Origin of the sequence: Flammeovirga sp. SJP92 (assembly GCF_001583495.1) — a bacterium.
Lineage (GTDB): Bacteria > Bacteroidota > Bacteroidia > Cytophagales > Flammeovirgaceae > Flammeovirga.
On the sequence record NZ_LQAQ01000099.1, the window covers coordinates 21,582 to 45,840 of the forward strand.

General features: G+C 36.5%; 18 protein-coding genes and 2 tRNA genes. 12 read left to right on the forward strand and 8 right to left on the reverse strand.

All coding sequences use genetic code 11. From position 1 onward, the window contains the following. Window positions 1-59: 59 nt before the first annotated feature. The 8 genes from AVL50_RS25355 to AVL50_RS25390 all read right to left on the reverse strand — a co-directional run bounded on the left by AVL50_RS25355 (window position 60) and on the right by AVL50_RS25390 (window position 12,142). Entirely contained in the window at window positions 60-2,363 is a 2,304-nt protein-coding gene (locus tag AVL50_RS25355; RefSeq protein WP_082796009.1) for a T9SS type A sorting domain-containing protein, read from the reverse strand. Window positions 2,364-2,429: 66 nt separating this feature from the next. Further along, window positions 2,430-3,356 (reverse strand): PKD domain-containing protein, encoded by a 927-nt coding sequence (locus AVL50_RS25360; protein WP_062619699.1) that lies wholly within the window; start codon window positions 3,354-3,356, stop codon window positions 2,430-2,432. 24 nt (window positions 3,357-3,380) lie between these two features. Then, window positions 3,381-4,853, reverse strand: a complete 1,473-nt coding sequence (locus AVL50_RS25365; RefSeq protein ID WP_253764323.1) for a RagB/SusD family nutrient uptake outer membrane protein — start codon at window positions 4,851-4,853, stop codon at window positions 3,381-3,383. 13 nt (window positions 4,854-4,866) lie between these two features. Then, a complete protein-coding gene (locus tag AVL50_RS25370) occupies window positions 4,867-7,833 on the reverse strand; it encodes a TonB-dependent receptor (RefSeq protein ID WP_062619704.1) in 2,967 nt (988 codons plus the stop codon). A 366-nt stretch (window positions 7,834-8,199) separates the two neighbouring features. Continuing rightward, window positions 8,200-9,885, reverse strand: coding sequence for a DUF6377 domain-containing protein (locus AVL50_RS25375; RefSeq protein ID WP_062619705.1), 1,686 nt, complete (start codon window positions 9,883-9,885; stop codon window positions 8,200-8,202). Between the two features lie 117 nt (window positions 9,886-10,002). Continuing rightward, window positions 10,003-10,659, reverse strand: a complete 657-nt coding sequence (locus AVL50_RS25380) for an ABC transporter ATP-binding protein (RefSeq protein WP_062619707.1) — start codon at window positions 10,657-10,659, stop codon at window positions 10,003-10,005. An 11-nt stretch (window positions 10,660-10,670) separates the two neighbouring features. After that, a complete protein-coding gene (locus AVL50_RS25385; RefSeq protein ID WP_082796010.1) occupies window positions 10,671-11,675 on the reverse strand; it encodes a DUF4465 domain-containing protein in 1,005 nt (334 codons plus the stop codon). A gap of 14 nt (window positions 11,676-11,689) precedes the next feature. Further along, entirely contained in the window at window positions 11,690-12,142 is a 453-nt protein-coding gene (locus AVL50_RS25390; RefSeq protein WP_062619711.1) for a type I restriction enzyme HsdR N-terminal domain-containing protein, read from the reverse strand. A 392-nt stretch (window positions 12,143-12,534) separates the two neighbouring features. Between AVL50_RS25390 and AVL50_RS25395 the strand changes: the two genes are divergently transcribed. From AVL50_RS25395 to AVL50_RS25450, 12 genes are all read left to right on the forward strand, one after another. Further along, window positions 12,535-13,539, forward strand: a complete 1,005-nt coding sequence (locus AVL50_RS25395; protein WP_062619712.1) for a kelch repeat-containing protein — start codon at window positions 12,535-12,537, stop codon at window positions 13,537-13,539. Between the two features lie 146 nt (window positions 13,540-13,685). Continuing rightward, window positions 13,686-14,231, forward strand: a complete 546-nt coding sequence (locus AVL50_RS25400; protein ID WP_062619714.1) for a hypothetical protein — start codon at window positions 13,686-13,688, stop codon at window positions 14,229-14,231. A gap of 101 nt (window positions 14,232-14,332) precedes the next feature. Continuing rightward, window positions 14,333-14,405: transfer RNA gene (locus AVL50_RS25405), tRNA-Gln, on the forward strand. A gap of 35 nt (window positions 14,406-14,440) precedes the next feature. Further along, window positions 14,441-14,513, forward strand: a tRNA-Gln gene (locus AVL50_RS25410). A gap of 89 nt (window positions 14,514-14,602) precedes the next feature. Then, window positions 14,603-15,298, forward strand: coding sequence for a hypothetical protein (locus AVL50_RS25415; RefSeq protein WP_157491544.1), 696 nt, complete (start codon window positions 14,603-14,605; stop codon window positions 15,296-15,298). A 134-nt stretch (window positions 15,299-15,432) separates the two neighbouring features. Further along, window positions 15,433-16,533: a tetratricopeptide repeat protein gene (locus AVL50_RS25420; protein WP_062619717.1), complete on the forward strand. Its 1,101-nt coding sequence runs from the start codon at window positions 15,433-15,435 to the stop codon at window positions 16,531-16,533. A gap of 46 nt (window positions 16,534-16,579) precedes the next feature. Next, the gene (locus AVL50_RS25425; protein WP_062619719.1) at window positions 16,580-18,124 is read left to right on the forward strand and encodes a YifB family Mg chelatase-like AAA ATPase; all 1,545 of its coding nucleotides are present in this window, start codon (window positions 16,580-16,582) and stop codon (window positions 18,122-18,124) included. Between the two features lie 138 nt (window positions 18,125-18,262). Next, window positions 18,263-19,606, forward strand: a complete 1,344-nt coding sequence (trkA, locus tag AVL50_RS25430) for a Trk system potassium transporter TrkA (RefSeq protein ID WP_062619721.1) — start codon at window positions 18,263-18,265, stop codon at window positions 19,604-19,606. 13 nt (window positions 19,607-19,619) lie between these two features. Then, a complete protein-coding gene (locus AVL50_RS25435; RefSeq protein ID WP_062619722.1) occupies window positions 19,620-21,104 on the forward strand; it encodes a TrkH family potassium uptake protein in 1,485 nt (494 codons plus the stop codon). A 36-nt stretch (window positions 21,105-21,140) separates the two neighbouring features. Beyond that, entirely contained in the window at window positions 21,141-21,782 is a 642-nt protein-coding gene (locus tag AVL50_RS25440; protein WP_253764324.1) for a lipoprotein signal peptidase, read from the forward strand. 392 nt (window positions 21,783-22,174) lie between these two features. Continuing rightward, window positions 22,175-22,738, forward strand: coding sequence for a YceI family protein (locus AVL50_RS25445; protein ID WP_062619725.1), 564 nt, complete (start codon window positions 22,175-22,177; stop codon window positions 22,736-22,738). 103 nt (window positions 22,739-22,841) lie between these two features. Next, window positions 22,842-24,257, forward strand: coding sequence for a hypothetical protein (locus AVL50_RS25450; RefSeq protein ID WP_062619727.1), 1,416 nt, complete (start codon window positions 22,842-22,844; stop codon window positions 24,255-24,257). The last annotated feature ends 2 nt before the right edge of the window (window positions 24,258-24,259 follow it).

Consider the following 24,259-nt stretch of genomic DNA (forward strand, 5'->3'; position numbering starts at 1 on the left):
TAACCGCCCTATCTCTTTTTGAAAAAGAGGTCACACATCTCTATTAATTACTTTAATGATTATTTCATGACGACTTTTTTAGAGACCATACCTCTGTCGTGTATTAGGTTTACGATATATATTCCTTTCGTCCATCCGTCTACTGCTATTGTACTTTTTACAGAATGAAGTTCCTTTTCTAATAATACACTGCCACTTAAATTTAGAATTTGAAGGTGCTGTTTGCCTTGAAGTTGAGATTCTATTGAAAAGTGATCCCCAAGTACAGGGTTAGGGATCACTTTTACTTTTTGTCCCAAATCATTAGAAGGGAGATCTGTAATGGGATTTTCTTCTTTGATGGTACTGCTTGAAATTTTGATTTTAGAGCTTTCGTTGATGTCTAATTTCAATTGAACTATAATATAATTGTCTTCTTTGATGAAGTAATAATCTTCTGAACTGACATTCTTTCCATTGATATTAATATACACCTCATCTTGTTTCCATTCGTTGATTTTGAAAAGAGGCTGTACCATTTTCTTATCCGGAGAAAGGTTAAAGTAAGCACTCGCTTTTTCTTCCAAAGCAGTAAACTCAAACCAACGGTCATCATAAGAATATCCTTTGAACTGACAGGAGTCATCTTGCATAATGACAAAACCGGAGTACAACCATGACTGCGTTAAATCTTTAGCATAAGCCGTATTATTTTTTGGAGATAGGCCGGCCATCATCAACCATTTTCTGTATTTTCTACCGTTTTCTCTTTCCAAGTAGTTACTTTTCCAGTCAGTTCCTCCGTAAACACCCATCCCAACAAGTGACGTATGTGCAATTTGCTCTTGCCATCTCGCCCATGATTTATGTGGTTTTTCGTAAGGTTCTTTATTTATAGGCCAATGGGCGAACCTTAAGTTGGCATTATGCCAGTCAATTTTATAATTGAGTTTGTTCCCTCCGAAAGTTTCAGGAACGCTAGCATCATCAGAAAATACGTTGAAAGCATCTGGCTCATCTTTGATATGTCCATATATGATCGTTGGGCCTAGATTATCGTCGTTTTTATAATCTTTGTTGGTTCTAATGTCAAATGAGGTCATTTTATCCTCAAAAGAAGAATAAAGACTTACTGCAGGAACACTTAATAAGTCAATAGGCTTATGATTGTTTCCAGCGATCAACATAGGTTCCGTTAATTCATGCCATTTTCTAAAACTAGTATCCAGTTTAGGAGTGTATTCAATGCGTCTGATGACCGTACCGTTGGCATAAATCGTATAATACTCGTCCACTTCAGGAAGCTGAGTTCCGTGTTCGTAGTCAGGAATTTTATAATCAGGATCCATTAAAACATAGTGCCAGTGAATCACTTTACGGATTGCATTATCTTCTAATAATTCTACTTTTGAATGACTTAATAAACGGTCTGACATAGGTTCAAAACATCCTACTGAACCATCCCACCATGTTTCTACAAATTCATAAGAATAATGTGTGTCTTTGTTGATATGCCATGCAGGTACAAAATTAGATTGTTCCCACAAGATAAACTTCTTATCCTCCTTTGCATATTCAAAGTTGTCATCAAATGAGACAACAAGTGCGTTTCCAGAATAGCCTGACCAATTGTATTCTCTCCATGTAGCTTTAAAACCTGTCTCCAAGTCACTTTGATCATGTAAAGGAGCTTGAGTGACCGTTACTTTATTGAAAACAGCCTCTCCATGCACGCCTACTAACCCCACAAAATACTCGCTGTCCTCTCCCCATAGTTTTGAAGGAGGCAATTCCATCCAATTTTCAGCATATTTTCCATACACCTCTTTGCCTACACCATAATAAAAGTGGAAAAATTGTTCTCCTTCATGTCTAAGTATTCTTAGCTTTTTTGAAGTTGCTGTAAAAGGATTAGAATACGTTGTTCCTGTGAGTGTGTGTTTGTATAGTTCACTCTTAACTTTTCCTGTATTGTCCAGTACATTTTTCTCTCCGTTTTGAACATCTTTAAGGTTAACAGTCACAAGATTATTTTCATCACTTTTTACCTGAAGCAAAGTGTAATTTTCTAAGTCAGGGGCTCCATTTTTATTTTTAAATAAAGCTAGCCCGATATGATTGTCTTCTGAAAACTCAATATCAACATGAAAATGTCCGCTGAAAGTTTGATCAGAATAGTAAGAGGCAAACCTACCGCTTTCTTCAGCTGTGATAATAAGCGAGTTATTTTTAATGACAGAATTTCCATTAGATCCGTCGAGGGATAATGGAAGCCAAAACTGATTGTTAGTTTCAAAGTTCTCTGAAAAAATTACTTTTGATTGCCCAACTGCTTGATAGGCAGTCATTATAATGATTGAAAAATACAGTACTAAGCGAGTCATAGAAAAGGTTGTTTCGTTTAATATTCAAGGTTGCCACATGTTGTTTGTGGCAACCTCTTAAATAATTTATTGCATTACTTCTACTATACTGATGTTGTCTAGTTCCACTCCATTACCGAAGCTGACTTCACCCCATCCTGAGCCCACTTTGAATGCCAAGTAGAATGAACCACTTTCAGTTAACTCTTCAGCAGTAAGTGTGAACGTTCCGTCAGCATTGATCAATACAGGGCTTTCATCAGCACTAGCACATCCTTGTTGAGAAACTTCATTGATATCACCATCAAACTCACTTACAATACAAGTAGAACCTTCCTCTCCGAAGCTAGATAAGTATACTCTTGCTTGTCCTTCTAAATCAGAATCCGCAGGGTTTAAGTTGGTGAAATAAGTTTCAAACCAGATTGCACTTGTTCCAGCACCTTTTACATGAGCATTGAATTTGTATGTTTTACCAGCTTCAAGACCTGTAATTTCCTGATAAAGGTAAGATTGAGAATACTCGTTGCCTTCAGGGATATTGAAAACAAATTTTCCGTCTTTAAATTGATGAAGTACTTCATTACCTTCTCCATCCCAAACCTGTCTGAAAGTCCAGTCTGCTTCATTGTCCATTTCACTGCCTTTCACTAAGTTTTCACCATAAGTTGGTTCTCCGCTTCCTGCCTCAATGGTAACGGCTACTTCTTTTGTAATCATATCAGAAGAAGCTTCTCCGATGGCTGTTAGTGACACATCATAATTACCTGTTTCGTCATATTTGTGTGTAGGATTAGGCTCTGTGGTAGTTGCCGAACCGTCTCCGAAGTCCCAAACATAGTCTTTGGTGTTTTCACAAGATTCTGTGAATGTAACCGTACCATCTTGGCTGTCAGAAACTGTATAACTAAAGTCTGCTTTTGGAGCTGTTGCAGTGACACCCTCGTCATCTGAACTACATGCTGTTAAACCAAAAAGAAAAGCTCCGATCAAGTAATAATTTTTAATTTTCATGTTCTTAGTTGTTTATTCAATTCATTACAATGGGTTCTGCTCTAAGTTTGGATTACGATCCAATTCTTGTTGTGGCAGAGGAAGTAATATTTTATTTTCAGTCATATTGTAATTGACCTTCTCTCCTGTTCTCAAGTCAATTTCAACTAACTCGTTCATGGTGCTTACTGCTTTTCCGAAGCGTACAAGGTCATCCCATCGGTGTCCTTCAGCGGCAAGTTCCAATCTTCTTTCGTCTAGAATAGCTTGAAGCAATACCTCTTTGTTGGCTACTTTATCTGCTGTCAATCCAAGCAAGCTTACTCTTCTTCTTACTTTATTCACCTCATTGACGGCCTCACCGAGTTGTCCTAAATGAGCGAGTGCTTCTGCCTTCAGTAATAAGATATCAGCAAAACGAATCAAGTAAGCGTTATCAGAACTTTGCCATCCGTTGGCATTTTTCCATTTATAAGAGAAAGGAATGGTACTGCCTACAGCATTACCCCAGTATTCATCTACCCAGTCTACAGCTTCAAAAAGTGTGGAAGCGTTTTTTCTAATCGCATCACCTTCAGCATCATAAGCATTGATAAGGTCATGTGATGGTGTGAGGAATTTTCTCCATGTATCACCTGAAATAGAAGGAGGTAATAATAATTGAGGACCAAAACTTCCGGCATTAGGACCTAAAAACTGAATCTCTAAAATTGACTCGGCGTTGTTAGGGTGAATTCCATCAAAAAGATGCGTGTAGTCAATCAATCTATAGCCTGCACTGCTTTGCTCTACTGCATTGATGTGATTCAATGCTTTCTGATACTCAGGATTAGGCTTTTGGAGGTATACTTTTGCTAGCATTGCATTGGCAGCGCCGGCAGTAGCTCTAGCTTTATTCACACTAGGATCACCACCGTATGTATCAGGCAATACTTTCACGGCATCTTCCAGATCAGTGATAATCTGAGCATATACTTCATCTACCGAAGCACGTGGAATATGCAATGCTTCAGGGCTTACAGACTTGATGAATTCTAATGTGATCGGCACACCGCCAAACATATTTACAAGGTTGTAATAATGGTATGCTCTTAAGAATTTCGCCTCCCCAATGACCTGTTCTCTTCTTTCATCTGAGAAGGTAGGATCTTGTAGTTCTTCTGCTTTCTCAATAATATTGTTGGCTTTGGAAATGGCATCATATAAACCTTTCCAAGTATCGAAAAGCCTTACATTAGTAGGGGCAACTTCAAGTAAATCAATGGCAAAAAGTTCAGGTGTATCACCACCTGCGTAGTGATTGTCTGCCCTCATATCCTGGAAGTTCAACTTGTCCCAGACATAGTATTCCAAAGAGCCAAATGTATCATAAACCCCTACTAGCCCTGCTTCCACCTGACTTCCTCTTTCATAAGCCGTTTCACTGGTTTCTTCCGAAATTGGTTTGAGGTCCAATACGCTATGACATTGGGTAAATCCCAAAATAACAGCGAGTGATATTAATAATTTCTTTATCATTTTATCCTTCATTTTAGAATTTGAGATTTACACCCAATAATAAGGTTCTTGTTTGAGGGTATGTACCGTAGTCAATTCCTTTTGCAAGATTGTCACCACCGAAAGTGTTCACTTCAGGGTCAAAGCCAGAGTAGTTGGTGATGGTAAATAAGTTTTCACCTGTCACATATACTTTAGCACCTTTTACATGTACTTTATCCAATAAATCTTGAGGTAAAGTGTAAGCCAATGAAAGCGTTTTTAATCTTAGATAAGAGGCGTCTTCGATAAACCTTGTCGAAACTCTAGAGTTGTTTACCCCTCCACTAGCTTCAACTGCAGGAATGTCTGTAAAGTCACCGGGCTTTTGCCAGCGGTTCAGTACGGTGGTCAGTTGATTACTTGGTGTGTTCATGCTTTCACCTTCAATTCGAGTGGCATTCAGCATTTGATTGCCCTGTGATCCTTGAAGGAAAATTGTTAAGCTAAACCCTTTGTAAGTAAGGGTATTGGTCATACCATAAATAAAATCAGGGTTGGCGTCTCCAATGATTGTGCGGTCATCAGCAGAAGGATTATCTGTTGATTCTCCATCTTTAGTGAGATATAAAGCTCTACCCGTTACAGGATCAACTTTGTCAAAAACATAACCGTAAAGTGTTCCTAAAGGAAGGCCTTCTCTCGCAATACTTGCATTATCTCTATCGTTGATATAGCCTCCGAATACCTCTTCACCTTGCAGGCTTATAACTTTATTTCTATTGAAAGAAATGTTGAAGTTGGTAGTCCATTTCAAATCATTTTTATCAATGTTTGTAGAGTTGATGTTGAATTCCATACCTCTGTTTTCAAGTGCACCTAAGTTTTGTACAGCTCTATCAAAACCTGAAGTAGTTGGGATTGGTGCATCTACTAATAAGTGACTTGCTCTTTTGATATAAGCATCAACATTGAATTCTAATCTTCCATCAAATAAACCAAGGTCAATACCAATATTCTGCTGTTCTGATTGTTCCCACTGTAAGTCTTGGTTTTCAACTGTTGAAGGGTAAATACCAGGAAGAACTTGCCCTCCAATAACATAATTAGCACCAGATCCAACTCTACCTAAATAGGCATAAGAACCAATATTATCGTTACCAACTATACCCCATCCTGCACGAAGTTTTAGGTTGCTGATCAAGTCCGAGTCTCTTAGAAAACCTTCTTCACTTAACCTCCATCCAACTGATACTGATGGAAAATATCCCCATCTTTTATTAGGTCCAAATACGCTAGAACCATCTGCTCTAAAGTTGGCTGTCAAAAGGTATTTATCGTTGTAAGCATAATTCAATCTACTGATATAAGAAAGGTTGGCTTTTTCTGAGGCACTTGCTGAAGCGGTGATCAATTCAGAACCTGCGTTTGGTGTTGTAATACCATCACTGGCAAAGTTTCTTGTTGTGACATAGTTGTCTTGCCAGTAGTATTTTTGATAAACATGACCCGCCATCACTTCAATATTGTGATTGTTAACCACTTTGTTGTATCGCAGTATGTTATCAAAAATCTGATAAGAATAACGGCCTACATTACTGATTGATTCTCCATTAAGTGCTCTACCATAACTTGTTCTGTAAGGATCAAGGAATGATTCGTAAATACCTGTACTTTGCTCGATACCTAAGTTTGTTTTGAAAGAAAAGTCTTTAAGAAATTTGATCTCTACAAAGGCATTACCGAGCATTCTGTTGCTATTGAAATTTCTATCTAAACCATCAGTACTTGCGAGAGGGTTTTCCCAGTTCTGGAAAGGGTTACTAGTGAAAGTGCCATCTTCATTGTAAACACCAATTACAGGAGGTGTATTGATTGCGCCGATTAAAACACCGCCGTTTGAAGCAGGAGAGTTGTCATTGACAGATATATCACTGTAATCTGAATAAGTGATTCTAGTACCTAAAGTCAGCCAGTCATTGACTTCTTGATCTAAGTTCATCTTGAAGTTGGATCTTGTCATTTCAGAACTTCTTACAGCACCTACTACATCAATCCATCCACCTGAAACATAATATTTTGTCTTATTGGATTTTCCTAAAAGCGACAGTTGGTAGTTTTGTGTGGTTCCATCTTGGAATACTTTATCTTGCCAGTTAGTGTTGGCATTGTATTGATCCCAGTCTGTATTTCGTCCCATTTCAGTCATCAATTCTCTATATTGATCACCATTCAGAACATCCATTTTTTTCCAGACCTGAGAAACGCCACCATAAGCATCTAAGCTTACATGCATACCGTCTACCTTACCTTGTTTTGTAGTGATGAGTACTACACCATTACCACCTTGTGCACCGTAAATAGCAGCAGAAGCGGCATCTTTCAAGATAGAAATTGATTCAACATCGGCAGGGTTTAGCGAACGAGTATCTGTAGTGGGAACTCCATCAATTACATATAACGGTTCACTGCTACCTTTAAACGAGTTGGTACCACGTATTCTCAAACTCAACCCTTGTGAAGGGCTACCTGAAGAAGATGCAATTTCTACACCTGCCACTTTGCCTTGTATCAGGTTACCGATCTGTTGATTCGGGCGGTCTTCAAAGTCTTCACTTGTGGCTAGACCTACAGCCCCTGTAATGTCTTTTTTATCTTGAGTACCATACCCAACAATAATTAGTTCATCTAGTTGTTGGGCGTCTTCCTGAAGAACTACATCAATGTGCGTTTGCTCTCCAATAAGAATTTCTTTTGTTTTCATTCCAACATAACTGACAATAAGAACGTCAGTTTTTTCATACCCTAGTATCTTGAATTTTCCATCAAAGCCAGTAATAGAACCTTTTTTTGTTCCCTTAATAAATACATTTACGCCTGGTATTTCCATTCCAGAATCATCTTTGACAACTCCAGTTAAACTTTTTTCTTGAGCGAAAAGGATTTGACTCAGAAAAAATAAAATACCTATGGCCATAGTTCTCTTGTTAACTACTTTAAGTGAATAGTACAGATTTTCCATAGATTGTTTTGTAAAATGTAATACTAAAAATAGATTACGATGTAAGTACTAAAGCAAAAGCTTTATTTTCTTTTACTCTGATACTTTAAGTTCCGACGAAACCTTGGTTGTTTTGATCATTACAAATGTAGAAGGCTAAAAAATCAAAAAATACTTCATACAGTTAAAAAGTGGATCGTTGTAATATTTAAAACATTGATTATTAGTTGATTAATGAGATTTTGTTGACTTCATAAAGTGGATCAATTACAGTAATTATTGACCTTAATAATTAGGTTTATATGTATTATGAACACTTTTATTATCTTGGATTTGGTAAAGAATCGAGGCATGAGGGATTTTTTCTAAACCTCATGCTCTTAAAAATTATTTTACAGCAGGTAATTCATTGAAGTCGGTTGAAGCTCCAATTTTCAGGATCTGTTTTTCAAATTCTTTCCTGTCCCCTTTAGCTTTCCCTTTCACTTTGGCTCTATAATTATAAATGGTGTTGACAGAGAATTTCAGAAGGTGAGCAATTTGAGCACTGTCCTTAATTCCCAATCGGATCAAAGCCAAAATTCTTAATTCAGTATTTAAGATCTCACCGTTTTCAAGTACAATATGCTGATCATCTTCCAACAGTTTATTGACTTCTTCAATGAAGTTTGGATAGATATTCAAGAAGGTCGTATCAAACATCTGATGGAAATTTTTGATCTCCTCATTGATATTTTCTTTGTCTTTGGCTAATTCTAATAATTGCTGATACTTTCTACCTGTAACCAGCTTTTTCACATCCAGTCTGTAATTGTCTAATTTATCAATAAACTGAGCATAGATATTTACGAAGTTGCCAATATAAGTGGTTTTAATACTGCTGGCTTTCGCAATTTTAGAATAAGAAACCTTCAACTGTTCCATGGTGTTCTCCAGTCTTTCATTTACGACAGCCATCTTTTCATTGGATTCCTTTAATTCATCCCTCACCCCAATGATTTTTTTCATTTGTTTGAAAAGAAATACAGATAGAATAATAAGACCGATTACCAACACTGAAATAATGATGATCACATATTTCAGCTGTGTATCTTCCTCTTTTTTATAAAGCTGAAAAGTATCAAGAATAATGGAAAAGATATTTCCGATTTCAGTATACCTCACTTTTGAATTATAAAATAGAGCATCCTCAAAAGAAAACTTGATCAATTCATATGATTTCTCCACATCACCTTCATTATAAATTAGGTAAGCCAGTTTAGCTAGTGAAGCATTATCTTTTCTTGAAGACTTGATATCAGAAATTGCAGAAAGGATAAGATATTTTTTCTGTTTATCCCTGTTTTTACGGCTCATTTCATAGATCATCGCCCTTTGAAATGTGATATAGGAATATTTCTCAGTTCCTGAATATGTTTTTGCGAGTCGAACGGCGTTGACAGATAACGCTTTTTTATATCTTTTATCTTCCAGATACTTCCATTCCTTCGCATAAAGAAATTCATCTGATTTTTCATCGATATATTGAGCAATAGAATCAGCATAATGCAGATATTCTTCTCTGTAAGAAATTCTTTTTGAGTCATCTAAAGCAAAATAATCCAAATCAGAATAGATTTTTACATAACAGTTGTAGTACTTCTGCTTTAACTCAGGCGTCAGGCGGCCCAATGCAATTTCCTGCAATATATCTTCTGCTTGTTTATAATGTCTTGAGGAAGCAAGTAGGTAAGCTAACTCCAAATTGGCCTCAAAGATGTATTCTTCATTTTCCATCTTTTTGGAGACCTTCTGATTAAGTTTGATATAATGCAGTGTAGAATCAAAAGAGAAAGAATAATACTCTTTGATCAGATTTTTATTGATAACATACTGATGATTAAGGTTTACATTTGATTCTTTCAGCAGTTTTTTGATTTCAAATACCCTTTTTTCTTTTATTTCATCATACTGTTCCCTTTTCTCCATCACCAATTTAAGTTCCTTTAATAAGGAATCTACTTCAACAGTATTTCCTAAGGATTGAAAATTAATCAGCAAGAAAAGTGATAATAATGGTATAGTAAATTTCATTTCATTCAGTTAAAAAAGTAAAGTTACATACAGCAAAAAAATAGCAATTAGAAAAGTTGAAGTTATAGAAGTCTAGAAGTGATAATTCAGGAATAACAGGGGTGGATGATTGTAAAACTAAACCACCAACCCATCTTTAATTCTAATCACTCTGTCGGCTTTTTTAGCCAATTCCTGATCGTGAGTAACAATGATAAGCGTTGTGCCCTTGTCTTTATTCAATTCAAAAAGAAGGTTTTCTACATGACTACTTGTTTCTTCATCAAGGTTGCCCGTTGGTTCATCAGCAAATAATACTTTTGGCTTGCTGACAAAAGCCCTAGCCAAAGCCACTCTTTGCTGTTCACCACCAGAAAGTTGATGCGGATAGTGTGTCTCTCTTCCCTCCAATCCTACTTCACTTAAAATTTCCTTCGCTCTATTTTTAACATTCTTCTCTCCTCTTAATTCCAATGGCGTCAAAACATTTTCCAGTGCAGTAAGCGAAGGTAAAAGCTGAAAGTTTTGAAAGATAAAGCCGATCTTTTGGTTTCTGATATCAGCCTTTTGATCTTCAGAAAGAGTTGTCAGGTCGATATTGTCTAAAATCACTTGTCCAGAAGTAGGTGCATCCAAGCCTGCCGTAAGGCCAAGTAAAGTCGTTTTGCCAGAACCCGAAGTGCCTACAATTGCTACAATTTCTCCTTCTTTGATTTCGAAAGAAATACCTTTAATGACTTCAAGTTCTCCTTTTGAACTTTTAAAAGATTTTTTCAAGTCAATTACTTTCAGCATGTGTTTAGTTTTTAAGGTGTGTTGTTAAATCTCTCTGAGTTTTCTATCAATACAAGGTCATCAATACAGAAACGCTTGTCAATGTACTCAATACCCGTATTCTCATGTACGGCAGTTGTATTGATGCTGAACTGCAACCCTCTAACTTTACCTAATGCGGAGAGGTCGATTGGAGTCCAGTCTCCTACTACGGTTAAAGAAAATGCACTTCTATCAATCATACGTGTAGCAACAGAGTCTGAAGTAATAGATCCGTCATTATTTATACCTTTAATGACAACATCAAAATAATCTCCGTTTGTGAAAGCCGAATCAGGAGATATATCACCTCTTGCATAGCGAACCACTTTTGGACTATTGGCCAGCGAAATACTCAGTGGAGAATATAAAGTATCAAAAGTGATTTTAATATCTTCCTGTAAAGTATCCATTCTAGCAATACCAAATTGATTTCGGCTTTGTGTTAGAATATATGCTCCATATTCTACAAAATCAGTTTTGGTAGAATCTATAATATTGGAATACCCAAAGTTGGCATATTCTGTTGTGTCTGAAGGAGGGGTATTGAGGAAGTCGATACCTCCAGAATTGAACGTAGTAGGTTCTGTGTTTCCACTGCCAATCCAAAATGAATAATCTTCTAATGGCAAATCTTCAAAAGTGGCAATCTTGTTGATGACATTGATGAGAATTTCAGCAAAAGATTCATAGTTTTCATTTGAAGCAAAGAATCTTGCAATATGCTGTCCTTCTTCCGTATACATAATTGGTTCAGAGACTAATCCATTGGCAATTACTTCACCGTCAACGATCCATTGATAAGAAGTAGTGTCGCCGCCTCTTACTCTTGCTTCATAGACTACTGTGTCCTGTGTTGTGACTAATGCTTGTGCCGTAACAGGGTTAACTTTAGGAGAAACAATAGTCAGTTCTAATCTTGGCCCCGTGATTTCTTCTACACCACAGCCTAAAGCAATCAAGAAAAGTAGAACAAAAGTATATTTATAGTATTCCATATTTTATGAACAACTTATTTTTTAACGTATGGAGGTAATGGTAAGTCTTTTAAAAACTGATACGAAGAATTTTCAAAATCTATCTTGCAGAAATAATGCTGTAGACCATTGGTGATACCTATGAATGGAGCCTTCAGTGTGGCATTATAAGCGGCCACTTGCTTAAAAGTTTCATTCGTTAGTTTTACAGACGGAGCTTTGCATTCTATCAGCAGATATGGCTGACCATTTCTATCATATAAGAGAAGATCCGAACGCTTTGCTTTTTTATTTACCTTTAGTCCACTTTCAATCCCTACTAATCCTTTGGAAACACCCATGGAAAGCAACATTTGTAGAAACTGCTGTCTCACCCACTCTTCGGGAGTAAGTTGGAGCATTTTCTTCCGTATTGGATCAAAAATATACTGCTTTCCGTTTTTTTCTTCTAAGCGGACCTTTGACTTAGGTAAATTTAGTTCTTGCATGCATTGAATCTAATTTGAAGTAAATTTACAATACTTCATTAATTTATTATTGTTTCTCTACAAGCAATTTGATTCAAATTTCGAATTTGTTAGCACTGTCATCTTCTTCTCTAAGTACTCAAACTTCGTGGAATGTCTTCAAGCTATTGTTTATTTTTGATTTAGTTATTTGATTCAGAGTTTGTTTTGATGATTTTAATGTCGTTTTTATTCATTGCAAAGAGTGATTGGACTACTATTAAAAACGAAAATGCATCAACCTTTCAATATAGACATAAACAGATCACTAAATACTAAGCATTGACAGTGAAGATGGTTTTTTTTAAATCAGACATTTTTGATCATATTGACATAGTGACAGATTTTCTTTCAACTTAATCAAAGTATTGAACATGAAACAGCTTCTAATTACTATCAATTTATTCATTGTTTCACTGAGTGTTTTTGCTCAGAAAAATGACCTTCAAAGTCAATTATTAGAAAAATATCAATGGTCTTCCGTAACTCAAAATCAGATAGTTCAAGGAAGGCACGAAACTTCTTTTGTACTTCATAAAGATAAATTCTATTTGATAGGTGGTCGTGAATCAAAAGCAGTAGAAGTATTTGACCCGTCTTCTAATACTTGGAAAAAGATAGGTGAAGCTCCTTTTTTTATGCATCATTTTCAAGCGGTTTCTTATCAAGACCATATTTATTTTGTGGGAGCCATGAAAGGGAACTATCCAGTAGAAACACCTTTAGAGCACATTTGGACTTATCAGCCTGAAAAAAATGAATGGAAAAAACAAGGCGTCATTCCTAAAGAAGTAAGAAGAGGTGGTGGTGGAGCCGTTTTATATCAGAATAAAATTTACCTTGCTTGTGGTATCACCAACGGCCATACTTCAGGCTGTTCCAACCGCTTTGATGTTTATGATTTAATGACCAAGACATGGAAACAATTAACTTCTGCTCCTCACTTAAGAGATCACTTCAACGCAGTTGTGGCCAATGATAAGCTCTATCTTATTGGGGGAAGAAATAGTAGTGTACATTATAAAAATAACTTTACGGCATTCTTTAAGTATACAAATCCTTTTGTTGATGTTTATGACTTTAATACACAGCAATGGGTAACACTGGAAGACCGCCTTCCTTATCCAAGTGCCGCAGGAGGTATTGTGAAATTAGATAATTATCTGATATATATGGGAGGTGAAAATGCTCAGCCTAAAGCATCTAATAAAACACAGATTTTAGAACTGACTACTCATAAATGGTCACTTATGCCTGATATGATTGAAGGAAGACATGGTACAAATGCTATTTTATATAAAGGAAGCATTTATGTTTTTGGTGGAAGCCCAGTAAGAGGTGGAGGAAGAGTGAATTCAATGGAGAAGTTGTGTAAGTAGAAGAAAGATTTTATATAAGTCACTTTTGGAATAATAATTTATAGGAATAAATATACTATTTGAACAAGCACCAAGATTCAATTGTATATTTAGGTGTAAAGTAGATTGTAAATCTTTTTTTAGTAACTAGAGTCCACCAATAAGCATTGTCTCAAGAAGAACCATATTTTTCAGTACAAAAGGATTATACCGTAAGTGATCTAACTCAAGATAACAATGGCTATTATTATTCTTACAGTTACCAATACAATTGGGTGAAGATGGAGGAAAATGAAGACTTAAAGTATGAGTTGGATTCCTATTTTTTCTTAAAACTCTCTAGCTTCTTTTTAGAGATTTCTTTGCCCACTACCCATCGGAAATTCGAAAGGAAAATGATTCAGTCTGTTGCTTTGAAGAAAAAGAAACTCATACTTCCTCTGCTTGTTGGAGGAATAGTTGGACCTTTATCATTGGTAGCAGCCAACATAGGAAGTGTCTCGCTTTTTACTGGATTATCTCTTTTTCTGGGGGCATCATTGTTATTTTATTTCGGATTTGTAGGAAATTTTCAATTAGAGGTGAAATTTAAGAATGGTACCCAAAATCAATTTTTTATAGAGGTTGAAAAGACTGATATACAATATTTTATTCAACAAATTAATACGGAAATTGTAATGGGTAACAGTAAGCACTCCCGAATGAATCTTTAAATATTTACATTTATTTGTGGAATATTTTTCAGAATAATTTGGATAGTAAGAATTATCCCTCTACATTTGCATCGCATTTCAGAGAAACGGCCTCAGAAGATTGTCCGATGGTGTAATTGGCAACACGTCTGATTTTGGTTCAGAAGAGTCCAGGTTCGAGACCTGGTCGGACAACTACCGAAAATATTTGAGACCTTTCTTTGAAACACTGTCCGATGGTGTAATTGGCAACACGTCTGATTTTGGTTCAGAAGAGTCCAGGTTCGAGACCTGGTCGGACAACAAAAGCCTTATAGTTTTTCGCTATAAGGCTTTTTTTTTGTTTGCTATTTCTATATTTGTAAAATGATAGCTTAAAAAAAATTACTAGCATGTTAAAAAGAATAATTAAATTAGTTACAACTTTTGTGCTGATGGTGACTTTAACCACAGCTTACGCACAAGAGACTGCAGGTTCAGGTACTTCTACTAGTACAACAACGACATCCACTAATACAACTACAAAAGTTAAACCGACTGGTCCTGCTGATGATACCCTGTTAGAAGGTTATAAATTCATGTCTAAACGAGGTGGACGTTGGAAAGAATATAGAATGATCAAACAATCTTGGTTGGATGATTATTGGGTGTTGGTGGAAGATTCTCTTCAAACTGCCTATTCTGATGCTATTGACGCTCGTAAAGAAACAGCTTTAGCACAGCAGGAAGTAAAAGAAATGCAATCTCGTTTAGGAGAAAAAGATAGATTAATCGAACTGGGAGATTACATTAACCTCATTGGTATGGATATACCAAAGTATTCGGTAATGTATACTGCCTTTGCTGTTATTGCTGTTTTAATTATTGTAGTGATCGTTTTATTAATTCGTTTCCAGACTAATAATCAAGCAGTAAGCGTGATCAAAAAAGATCATGATTCATTACAGACAGAGTTTGATGATTTCAGAACTAGAGCACAGGAAAGAGAAATGCAGGTGCGTAGAGAACTAGTTACTGAAAGAAATAAAGGTGAAGAATTACAGAAAGAATTAAGCGCTCTAAGAAAAAGAGAGAATAAGTTATCATAATTCTTTTATCAAAATACTATACATTTAAAGCTCACTTCCTCCCCAAAGTGAGCTTTTTTGTGCATTTTGCATTTTCATCATTTAGTAAAACGATTTGCTAAGTTTTTAAAATTCATCAATTGCATTCCATAAAAATGTTGTTCAGAAGATATTTTACTCCATTTGTACTTTTAATTTGCCTTTTAGGCTGTCAGAAAAAACAAAACACGCTAGAAGGTTTAGTGGATGCCTCTGCACATGAAGATGAATTTTATGAGAAACAAATCTCTTTTCTAGACGAAATTATTTCACAGAAATCTGATGATGCCTCACTTTATGCCAAAAGAGGCGGAGTAAAAGTGAGAAAGAAAGATTATACTGGAGCGTTGGAAGACCTTGAACAAGCCATTAAACTGGATTCTACGCAAGGGATGTATTATTTTGGTGTTGCTTCTTCTCATTATTTTCTAGGAAATATGGAGGAATCAATTTCCAACGGTAAAAAAGCAATAGCGTTGGGTTACAGGCACCCTCAGCTGAAAACATTTATTGGCTCATCGTATACTGCCTTGAATCAATTTGATAGTGCCATTTATTTTTTAGAAAACTCTCTTAAAGAAATTCCTCAAAACAGTAAAACGTATAGAGCATTGGGTAAAACTTATGCTAGAATGGAAAATTCAGAACTTTCAATCATCAATTATCAAACAGCCATTGATTTAGACCCTTTAGATTCTATTGCTTATGCGGGGATCATTGAGGAAAACATCCTTCTGAATGATTTAGATAAAGCTGTGTTGATATTCCAGGAAGCAAAAAAAATGTCTTTAACTTCTCCTGATATGGAATATTCTTATGGTATGATATTAAGTGAACAAGATCAATATGATAGTGCTATTCTTGTCTTTGAGGAAGTACTGAAAGAAAATCCTGCTCATTGGAAATCTTCAAGACAGTTAGGCAAACTTTTCAGAAGAAGAAAACAACCTTTGGAAGCTAATAAAATATTTTTAGAGGCATTAAAACATACACCAGAGACAAAAGAACTTTGGTATGAACTTGGACTAACCAATCAGTATGTGTTGAGAAACTATGCTGAAGCTAGAAAAAACTACGAGAAAGCATTAGAAATAGACCCAACTTATAAAGACGCCCGATTGGCATTAGTTAATTTAAAGGCGACTTTAAGAAGACTATATGCACCACCGGTTGAAGAGAATACAGAAAATTCTACAACAGGAGAAGTGCAATCATAAATCCTTAACGATATCGTTTGACGATTCTAAAAATTACGAGTAAACTATGATTTCAAAAACTTTTGGAAGCTCCGTATATGGAGTAGATGCTACACTGATTGAAATAGAAGTGAACGTGCTTAATGGCAAGAACCTTTATGTGGTAGGATTGCCTGATAGTGCCATCAAAGAAAGTGAACACAGGGTAGAATCTGCTGTGAAACACTACGGTTATGCTATACCAAGACAAAAAGTGGTAGTGAATTTGGCACCAGCTGAAGCCAAAAAAGAAGGAGCAGCGTTTGATTTGCCTATTGCTCTTTCTATTCTTCAATCTTCAGGACAGATTGGAGCGAGAGACTTTGATCAATATGTCATTTTAGGAGAGTTGTCTTTGGATGGGAAATTAAGACCCATCAAAGGAGCTTTGCCCATAGCCATTGAAGCCCGTAAAAAAGGGTTCAAGGGTTTTATACTTCCCAAAGAAAATGCAAAGGAGGCGGCAATAGTCAATAATCTTGATGTGATTGGAGTAACCACATTGCTGGAAGCTATTGAATTCATCCAAGGAGATAAAGAAATTACGCCATTAAAAATAGATACTAGAGAGCTTTTCAATGATACACTTGACCATTATGAGGTGGATTTTTCACAGGTACAAGGTCAGGAGAATATGAAAAGAGCCATGGAAATTGCTGCTGCCGGTGGTCATAATGTCATTATGGTAGGCCCTCCAGGAGCAGGAAAAACAATGCTGGCAAAAAGACTACCAACAATTTTGCCTTCATTGGGGTTGCAGGAAGCGTTGGAGACAACTAAAATTCATTCTGTAGCAGGAAAACTGGGTGCCGATGGACAGTTGATTTCCACTAGGCCTTTTAGAGCACCGCATCATACTATCAGTGATGCTGCATTGGTTGGTGGTGGCGGAATTCCTCAGCCAGGAGAAATTTCGTTGTCACATAATGGTGTTTTATTTTTGGATGAATTGCCAGAATACAAAAGAACAGTGTTGGAAGTAATGCGTCAGCCTTTAGAAGAAAGAAAAGTCACAATTTCAAGAGCGAGAATGTCTGTAGATTTTCCTGCTAATTTTATGCTGATTGCAAGTATGAATCCATGTCCATGCGGTTATCATAACCATCCAGAAAAGGAGTGTTCTTGTCCTCCAGGTGCGGTACAGCGTTATCTGAATAAAGTGAGTGGCCCACTTTTGGATAGAATAGATTTGCATGTGGAAGTTACGCCTGTTTCTTTTGAAGAAATGACGGAAGTGAAACCTGCAGAAAGCAGTGAGGCAATAAGAGAGAGAGTAATTGAGGCGAGAAAAATTCAAGAAGAAAGGTTCAAGGATTTTACGAACGCAGTACACTGCAATGCTATGATGCCTTCTCAATTGGTCAAAAAGGTCTGTGTGCTGGATGCATTAGGTAAGAACTTATTAAAAGCTGCAATGGACCGTTTAGGTCTTTCAGCACGAGCTTACGACAGAATTTTGAAAGTTGGTAGGACAATAGCAGATCTTGCAGGAAGTGAGAACATTAAAGCAGAGCATATTGCGGAAGCAATTCAATATAGAAGTTTAGATAGAGAGAGTTGGGCAGAGGGATAAAAGTGGAGTATTGCTCCTCTCAATGAGGATATTCCAAACAAGCTCTAAAAATTATCGCTATCCGAAAAATCACATTATATTTGCATTGTCTTCCGACTATTATAGAAGATACATACTATCAATTAAGAGATTTAACTTGTGAAAATCATAATCGCAGGTGCAGGAGATGTAGGGTTCCACTTAGGTAAACTACTGGCACACGAAGATCACGATATTACCCTTATCGATACTGATGAGGATAGTTTAAACCATGCGGCAAATCATATTGATGTTGCCACAATCAAGGGTTCGTCTACTTCATTTGCAACATTGGATGATGCAAATGTGAGTAAATCTGACATGCTAATAGCAGTCACTTCATCAGAGGAAACTAACCTTATCACTGCAATGGTAGCGAAAAGGTTGGGAGCAAAGAGGACTATTGCAAGAATCACCAATAGTGAATACTTGCATTCTCGTGAGGTTCTAGACATGAGGCGAATGGGTGTGGACGAAATGATTTCACCTCAATTGCTGGCAACAAAAGAGATCAAGCGCCTGTTGAAAGAGGCGGCAATTACTGATACATTTGAATTTGAGAAGGGGTTATTATCTCTGATTGGTATTACCATTGATGAGGAAAGACCACTTTGTGGAAAAACACTAGAGGAAACGGCATATTTGAACAAAGATTTCAAATTCTTAACCGTAGCCATTCTTCGTAATGATGAAACAATCATTCCAAGAGGAGATACACGTTTTGAACTCGGTGATCACGTTTATTATATCGCCAAGCCAGAGGGTGTAGAGAGTGTTTTGCAATTGACAAGGAAAAAGCTGTCTAAGAAAATTAAGCGATTAATTATTTTAGGTGGTGGAAAAGTAGGTTTCTATGCTGCTCGTTCGCTGAGCCACAAATACAATGTGGTCTTAATTGAAAAAGACAGAGATAAAGCCATTGAAATGGCGGAGGAACTACCAAATACTTTGGTCATTCATGGTGATGGTAGGAATGTAGACTTATTGGAGGAAGAAGGAATTGATACAGCAGATGCGTTTATTGCTGTAACAGGTGACTCTGAAACCAATATCATTACTTCTCTAGTGGCGAAGAAGCACGGTGTCCAGAAAACAATTGCCCTTGTAGAGAATATGGATTATATCCACCTTTCTCAAAATATGGGTGTGGACACATTGATCAATAAAAAACTAATAGCAGCAAGCTTTATTTTTAGATATATCCGTAGAGGGGAAATTATATCACTAACAAACGTTCATGGTGTTGACGCAGAAGTGTTAGAATTTGTAGTCAACGAAAATTCTCCAGTGACTAAAAAGGAATTGAGAGCACTAGGCTTCCCTAAATCCGCTATTATTGGTGGAGCAATCAGAAAAGGAAAAGCTTATATTCCTAAAGGTGATTTCCAATTTGAACCTTATGACAGAGCCGTGGTATTGACACGTCCGGAATGTATTTCTAAAGTAGAAGCATTTTTCCGTTAAGCGCTGAAATTTTATGGGAGAACAACTTCAACAACGTAAAAGCCAATTCAATATTGGGTTGATTGCTAGAATCATGGGTATTCTGATTGTGATCAATGGTATTTTCATGTTTACATGTTTGCCTTTCTCTTTTTATTTTGGAGGAGAAGATTGGTTTGCATTATTGCAATCAGGAGTAATTAGTATTCTGGCAGGAGGACTGACGGTTCTTTATGGTGAACATAGAGGATACAAAAGAGAAATTAAGAAAAAAGATGGATATATCGTCGTGTCTCTAGGATGGGCTTTAATGGCATTTTTTGGTAGTTTACCTTATTTGTTCAGCCATGAAATCCCCTCTTTGACTGACGCTTATTTTGAAACTATTTCAGGATACTCTACAACAGGTGCTTCAATTCTTACCGATATTGAAGGAGTAGGCAAAGGAATTTTATTCTGGCGAAGCCTGACACAGTGGATCGGTGGTATGGGTATTATCGTATTGGCTGTAGCAGTACTACCTTTCTTAGGAATTGGAGGTATGCAGCTTTTTGTAGCAGAGGCGCCAGGTATTTCACCAGATAAATTGCAACCAAGAATCAAAGAAACAGCCAAGAGACTTTGGTGGGTATATGCAGGCTTGACAGTTGTAGAGACAATATTACTGATGACGGGTGGTATGAGTTTTTATGACGCCCTCAATCATGCATTAACTACAATGGCTACAGGCGGTTTCTCAACGTACAACGACAGTGCGGCATCAATGAGCCCGTACATTCAATATATATTGATCTTCTTTATGCTTTTAGCAGGAACCAATTTTACGTTGAATTACTTCCTGTTTAAAAGAATGTTCAAAGCCATTTGGACCAACGAAGAATACAGGTATTATATTGGAATTATTTTTCTTGCAACAGTTTCCATTGGAGGAGTTTTAACGTTCACCACAAACCTGGGAATAGAAAAATCATTTAGAGATGCTTTATTCCAAGTTGTATCTATAATGACTACCACAGGCTACGTCTCTGCCGATTATACAGCTTGGGCACCATATGCCACAATGGTCGTTTTTGTGTTGATGTTCTGCGGGGGTATGGCAGGGTCTACAGCCGGAGGTGTAAAGATTGTCCGTCATATTATCCTTTTTAAAAATACATTCCTTGAGTTGAAAAGACAGTTGCATCCAACGGCAATTATTCCAGTAAGATTCAACAATAAAGCCGTAAAAGGAGGAATTACATTTAATGTGCTCGCTTTTATTATGGCTTATTTCTTAATCTTCGGAATTGGTATTTTAGTATTGTCGGCCTTGGGTGTAGATTTGATGTCATCTATAGGTGCTGTGGCAACTTCATTGGGCAACATTGGTCCTGGTATTGGATCAGTAGGGCCTGTGGACAACTTTGCACACTTGCCATATGCTGTAAAATGGGTTTTATCCTTCTTAATGTTGCTGGGAAGATTAGAATTGTTTACAGTAATGATTATCTTCACACCATACTTTTGGAGTAGATTCTAAAATAATTCTAAACAGCAATTTTTTAAATAAATAATAGTGGAGTTAGAAGTAGTGAAAGAAAATAAAAAGAAAATTAGTTTGTCGGCTATTTATGGTGTGGCCATTTTAGTCATCATTATAGATCAAATCAGTAAAATCCTTGTCCATAATTTTATGGAAATGGGTACGCTTGGAGAAATTCATGTGATTGGTGATTGGTTCCGTTTGCATTACTTGCTGAACCCAGGAATGGCATTTGGTATGCAGTTCGGAAATGAGTATGGAAAACTCTTATTGACTGTATTTAGGATCATTGCATCTGGGGGTATTGTATATGCTATTTATAGTTTGTATCAAAAGCCCACACATCCAGGTTTTCTCATTTGTATTGCCATGATATTGGGTGGAGCAATTGGAAACGCCATTGACAGTATTTTCTATGGTGTATTAATTGAAGGAAACGCTATACCGGGTTCTAGTACACCTTGGTTCCATGGGCAAGTCATCGATATGTTGTATTTCCCAATGATAGAAGGGAACTTCCCAGCATGGATACCAATGATAGGAGGAGATCACTTTTTATTTTTCAGTCCTGTCTTCAATATTGCAGATTCCGCTATATTCTTGGGGGTGACATTTATTCTCATTTTCCAGAATAAGTTTACTGAGTTTGAAAAATCACATGAGAGTCAAGACTAAATACAAATGAGAATAAAAGTTTAGGGCTTGCTAAATAGATATTTATAAAAAGAGTAATGGTTAAAACTGTTACTCTTTTTTTTGCAATAAATATTTTCATCTGAAAAGTCTTTTCGACTTAAGTCATCTAATTTTTAGGCTGTTAATAATGTTAATCACTTTAAATAAATGACCATTGTCATTATCTGTAGAAGACTTTTGTAAAATGCAACCCTTGTTTACACTTGTTGTGGTTTATTCACTGTTACTAACGATAATACTTGATATAAATCAAAAATTAGCTACTACATTGCACATGCATTCGATGATCAACGACGCAGACATCTACTTTATAATTAAGAAGATAGACACCTAACAAAATAATTATCCATATTTATCAAACTTTGAAAAACATGAAATCACTACTAAAACCATTATTAGTTTTCATCTTATCAATTTTTACTACATTTAGTGTATTTGCACAATCGAAGAATTATTCAAAAGATAACAGTGCAATTAAAATTGAGGGGACTTCATCACTTCATGATTGGCACTGTGATGTAAATGATGTGACTGGTAATGCTGATGTTACAATTGATGGTGACAAAGTAACAGCTGTAAACGGTTTAGATTTAACTTTCGTTGTAAAAGGTATCAAATCTGGCAAAGGAGCCATGGATAAGAACATCTATTCGGCTTTAAAAGAAAAAAGTAATCCTACTATAACATTCAAGTCAACTTCAGCAACAATTGATGCTAACGGAGCTGTAAAAGCAGAAGGACAGTTGACAATTGCAGGAACAACAAAAGACGTTACACTTTTAGCTGACGCTACTGTAGAAGGCGGAAAAGTGAAATTTGAAGGTAAAACTACTTTCAACATGTCTTCTTACAATGTTGACCCTCCTACAGCAATGTTTGGAACAATTACTACAGGTGATGAAGTGACAATCGATTATTCGGCTTCATTCAACTAAAATCAAGAAATTTTGGAAAGGAATTTTATGAGATAACCGTCTCAATCTCCTTTCTCAATTACCTACCTAATATTTATATCTAATTTTTATTATCAGATTTATTATGAAAAATCTATACAAGATTACAGGAGTATTCGCTTTACTTCTAACAATGCTTGCAGGGAATGCTATGGCCCAAAAAGTAAACGGAGTTTTTGATCGTGACATGCAATATATGCGTTACAATGATCAACGTGGAATCAATGTGTTTGAGACTACTAAAGAAGATACTGTAGGTTTTGACGGAATGAAAGTACGTGTAGGTGCAGATTTCGCTTTACAAATGCAAGGTTTGTCTCATTCTAACAGTGGTGTAGTACAATTAGCTGATATTCACCCAGGTTTTAACTTACCAACTGCGAACTTAAACGTAGATGCTCAATTAGCAGATGGTGTGAGAGTTCACTTACAAACTTACCTTTCATCTCGTCACCACAATGACGCATGGGTAATGGGTGGTTATTTGCAAATCGATAACTTAAACTTCTTAAACCTTAACAGCCAATTCGCTGATAACTTAATGGACGTTTTAACCATTAAAGTAGGTCAAATGGAGTTGAACTATGGTGATCAACATTTCCGTCGTACAAATAATGCTTATGCTGTTGGTAACGCATTCTTCGGTAACACAATCATGGATGCATTTGCTACTGAAATGGCAATGGAAGTAATGGCACAGAAAAACGGTTTCCTTGCAGTTGGTGGTGTTTCAAATGGTAAATTAAACCAAAACGTTACTTCAACAGGTAACTGGTCAGTATACGGTAAATTAGGTTTTGATAAGCAAATCAATGAAGATTTAAGAGCTCGTTTGACTGGTTCATTATACCACAACTCAAACTTAGCAAACGCTAACTTGTATGCTGGTGATAGAGCTGGTTCAAGATTCTACTCTGTAATGGACGTACCAGGTCACTCAACTACTTCTTCTTACAAGAATGGTCGTGTAGATCCAGGTTTCAATGGTCAAATCACTTCATTCATGATTAACCCATTCGTTAAGTTCAAAGGTTTAGAGTTCTTCGGTACTTATGAAATTTCAAATGGTTCAGGTAAAAACGAATTCAACGAGAACGGTGATATCGAGTCAAGAAACTGGAACCAATTGAATGCTGAATTAATCTACAGATTTGGTAGCACTGAGCAATTCTATGTTGGTGGTAAATACAACACAGCTTGGGGTACTAACAGAAACGAAGGTGGTGAGTACTTTGATGCTGAAGGAAACGGTGTAGGTGAATTCTGGTCAGTTGAGAACGCTAATTTACGTCAAACTAGACTTGAAGTAGCTGCAGGTTGGTTCATGACTAGAAACGTAATGATGAAAGCTGGTTACGTACACCATACTTACAGTGGATATGATGTTTATGCTGATACACACAAAGCTGCTCCAGAAGGTGCAATGGGTGGATCAAGTAACGCAATCTACGAAGACGGTAAATTCAACGGATTCATGTTAGAAGCAGCAATCAGCTTCTAGTA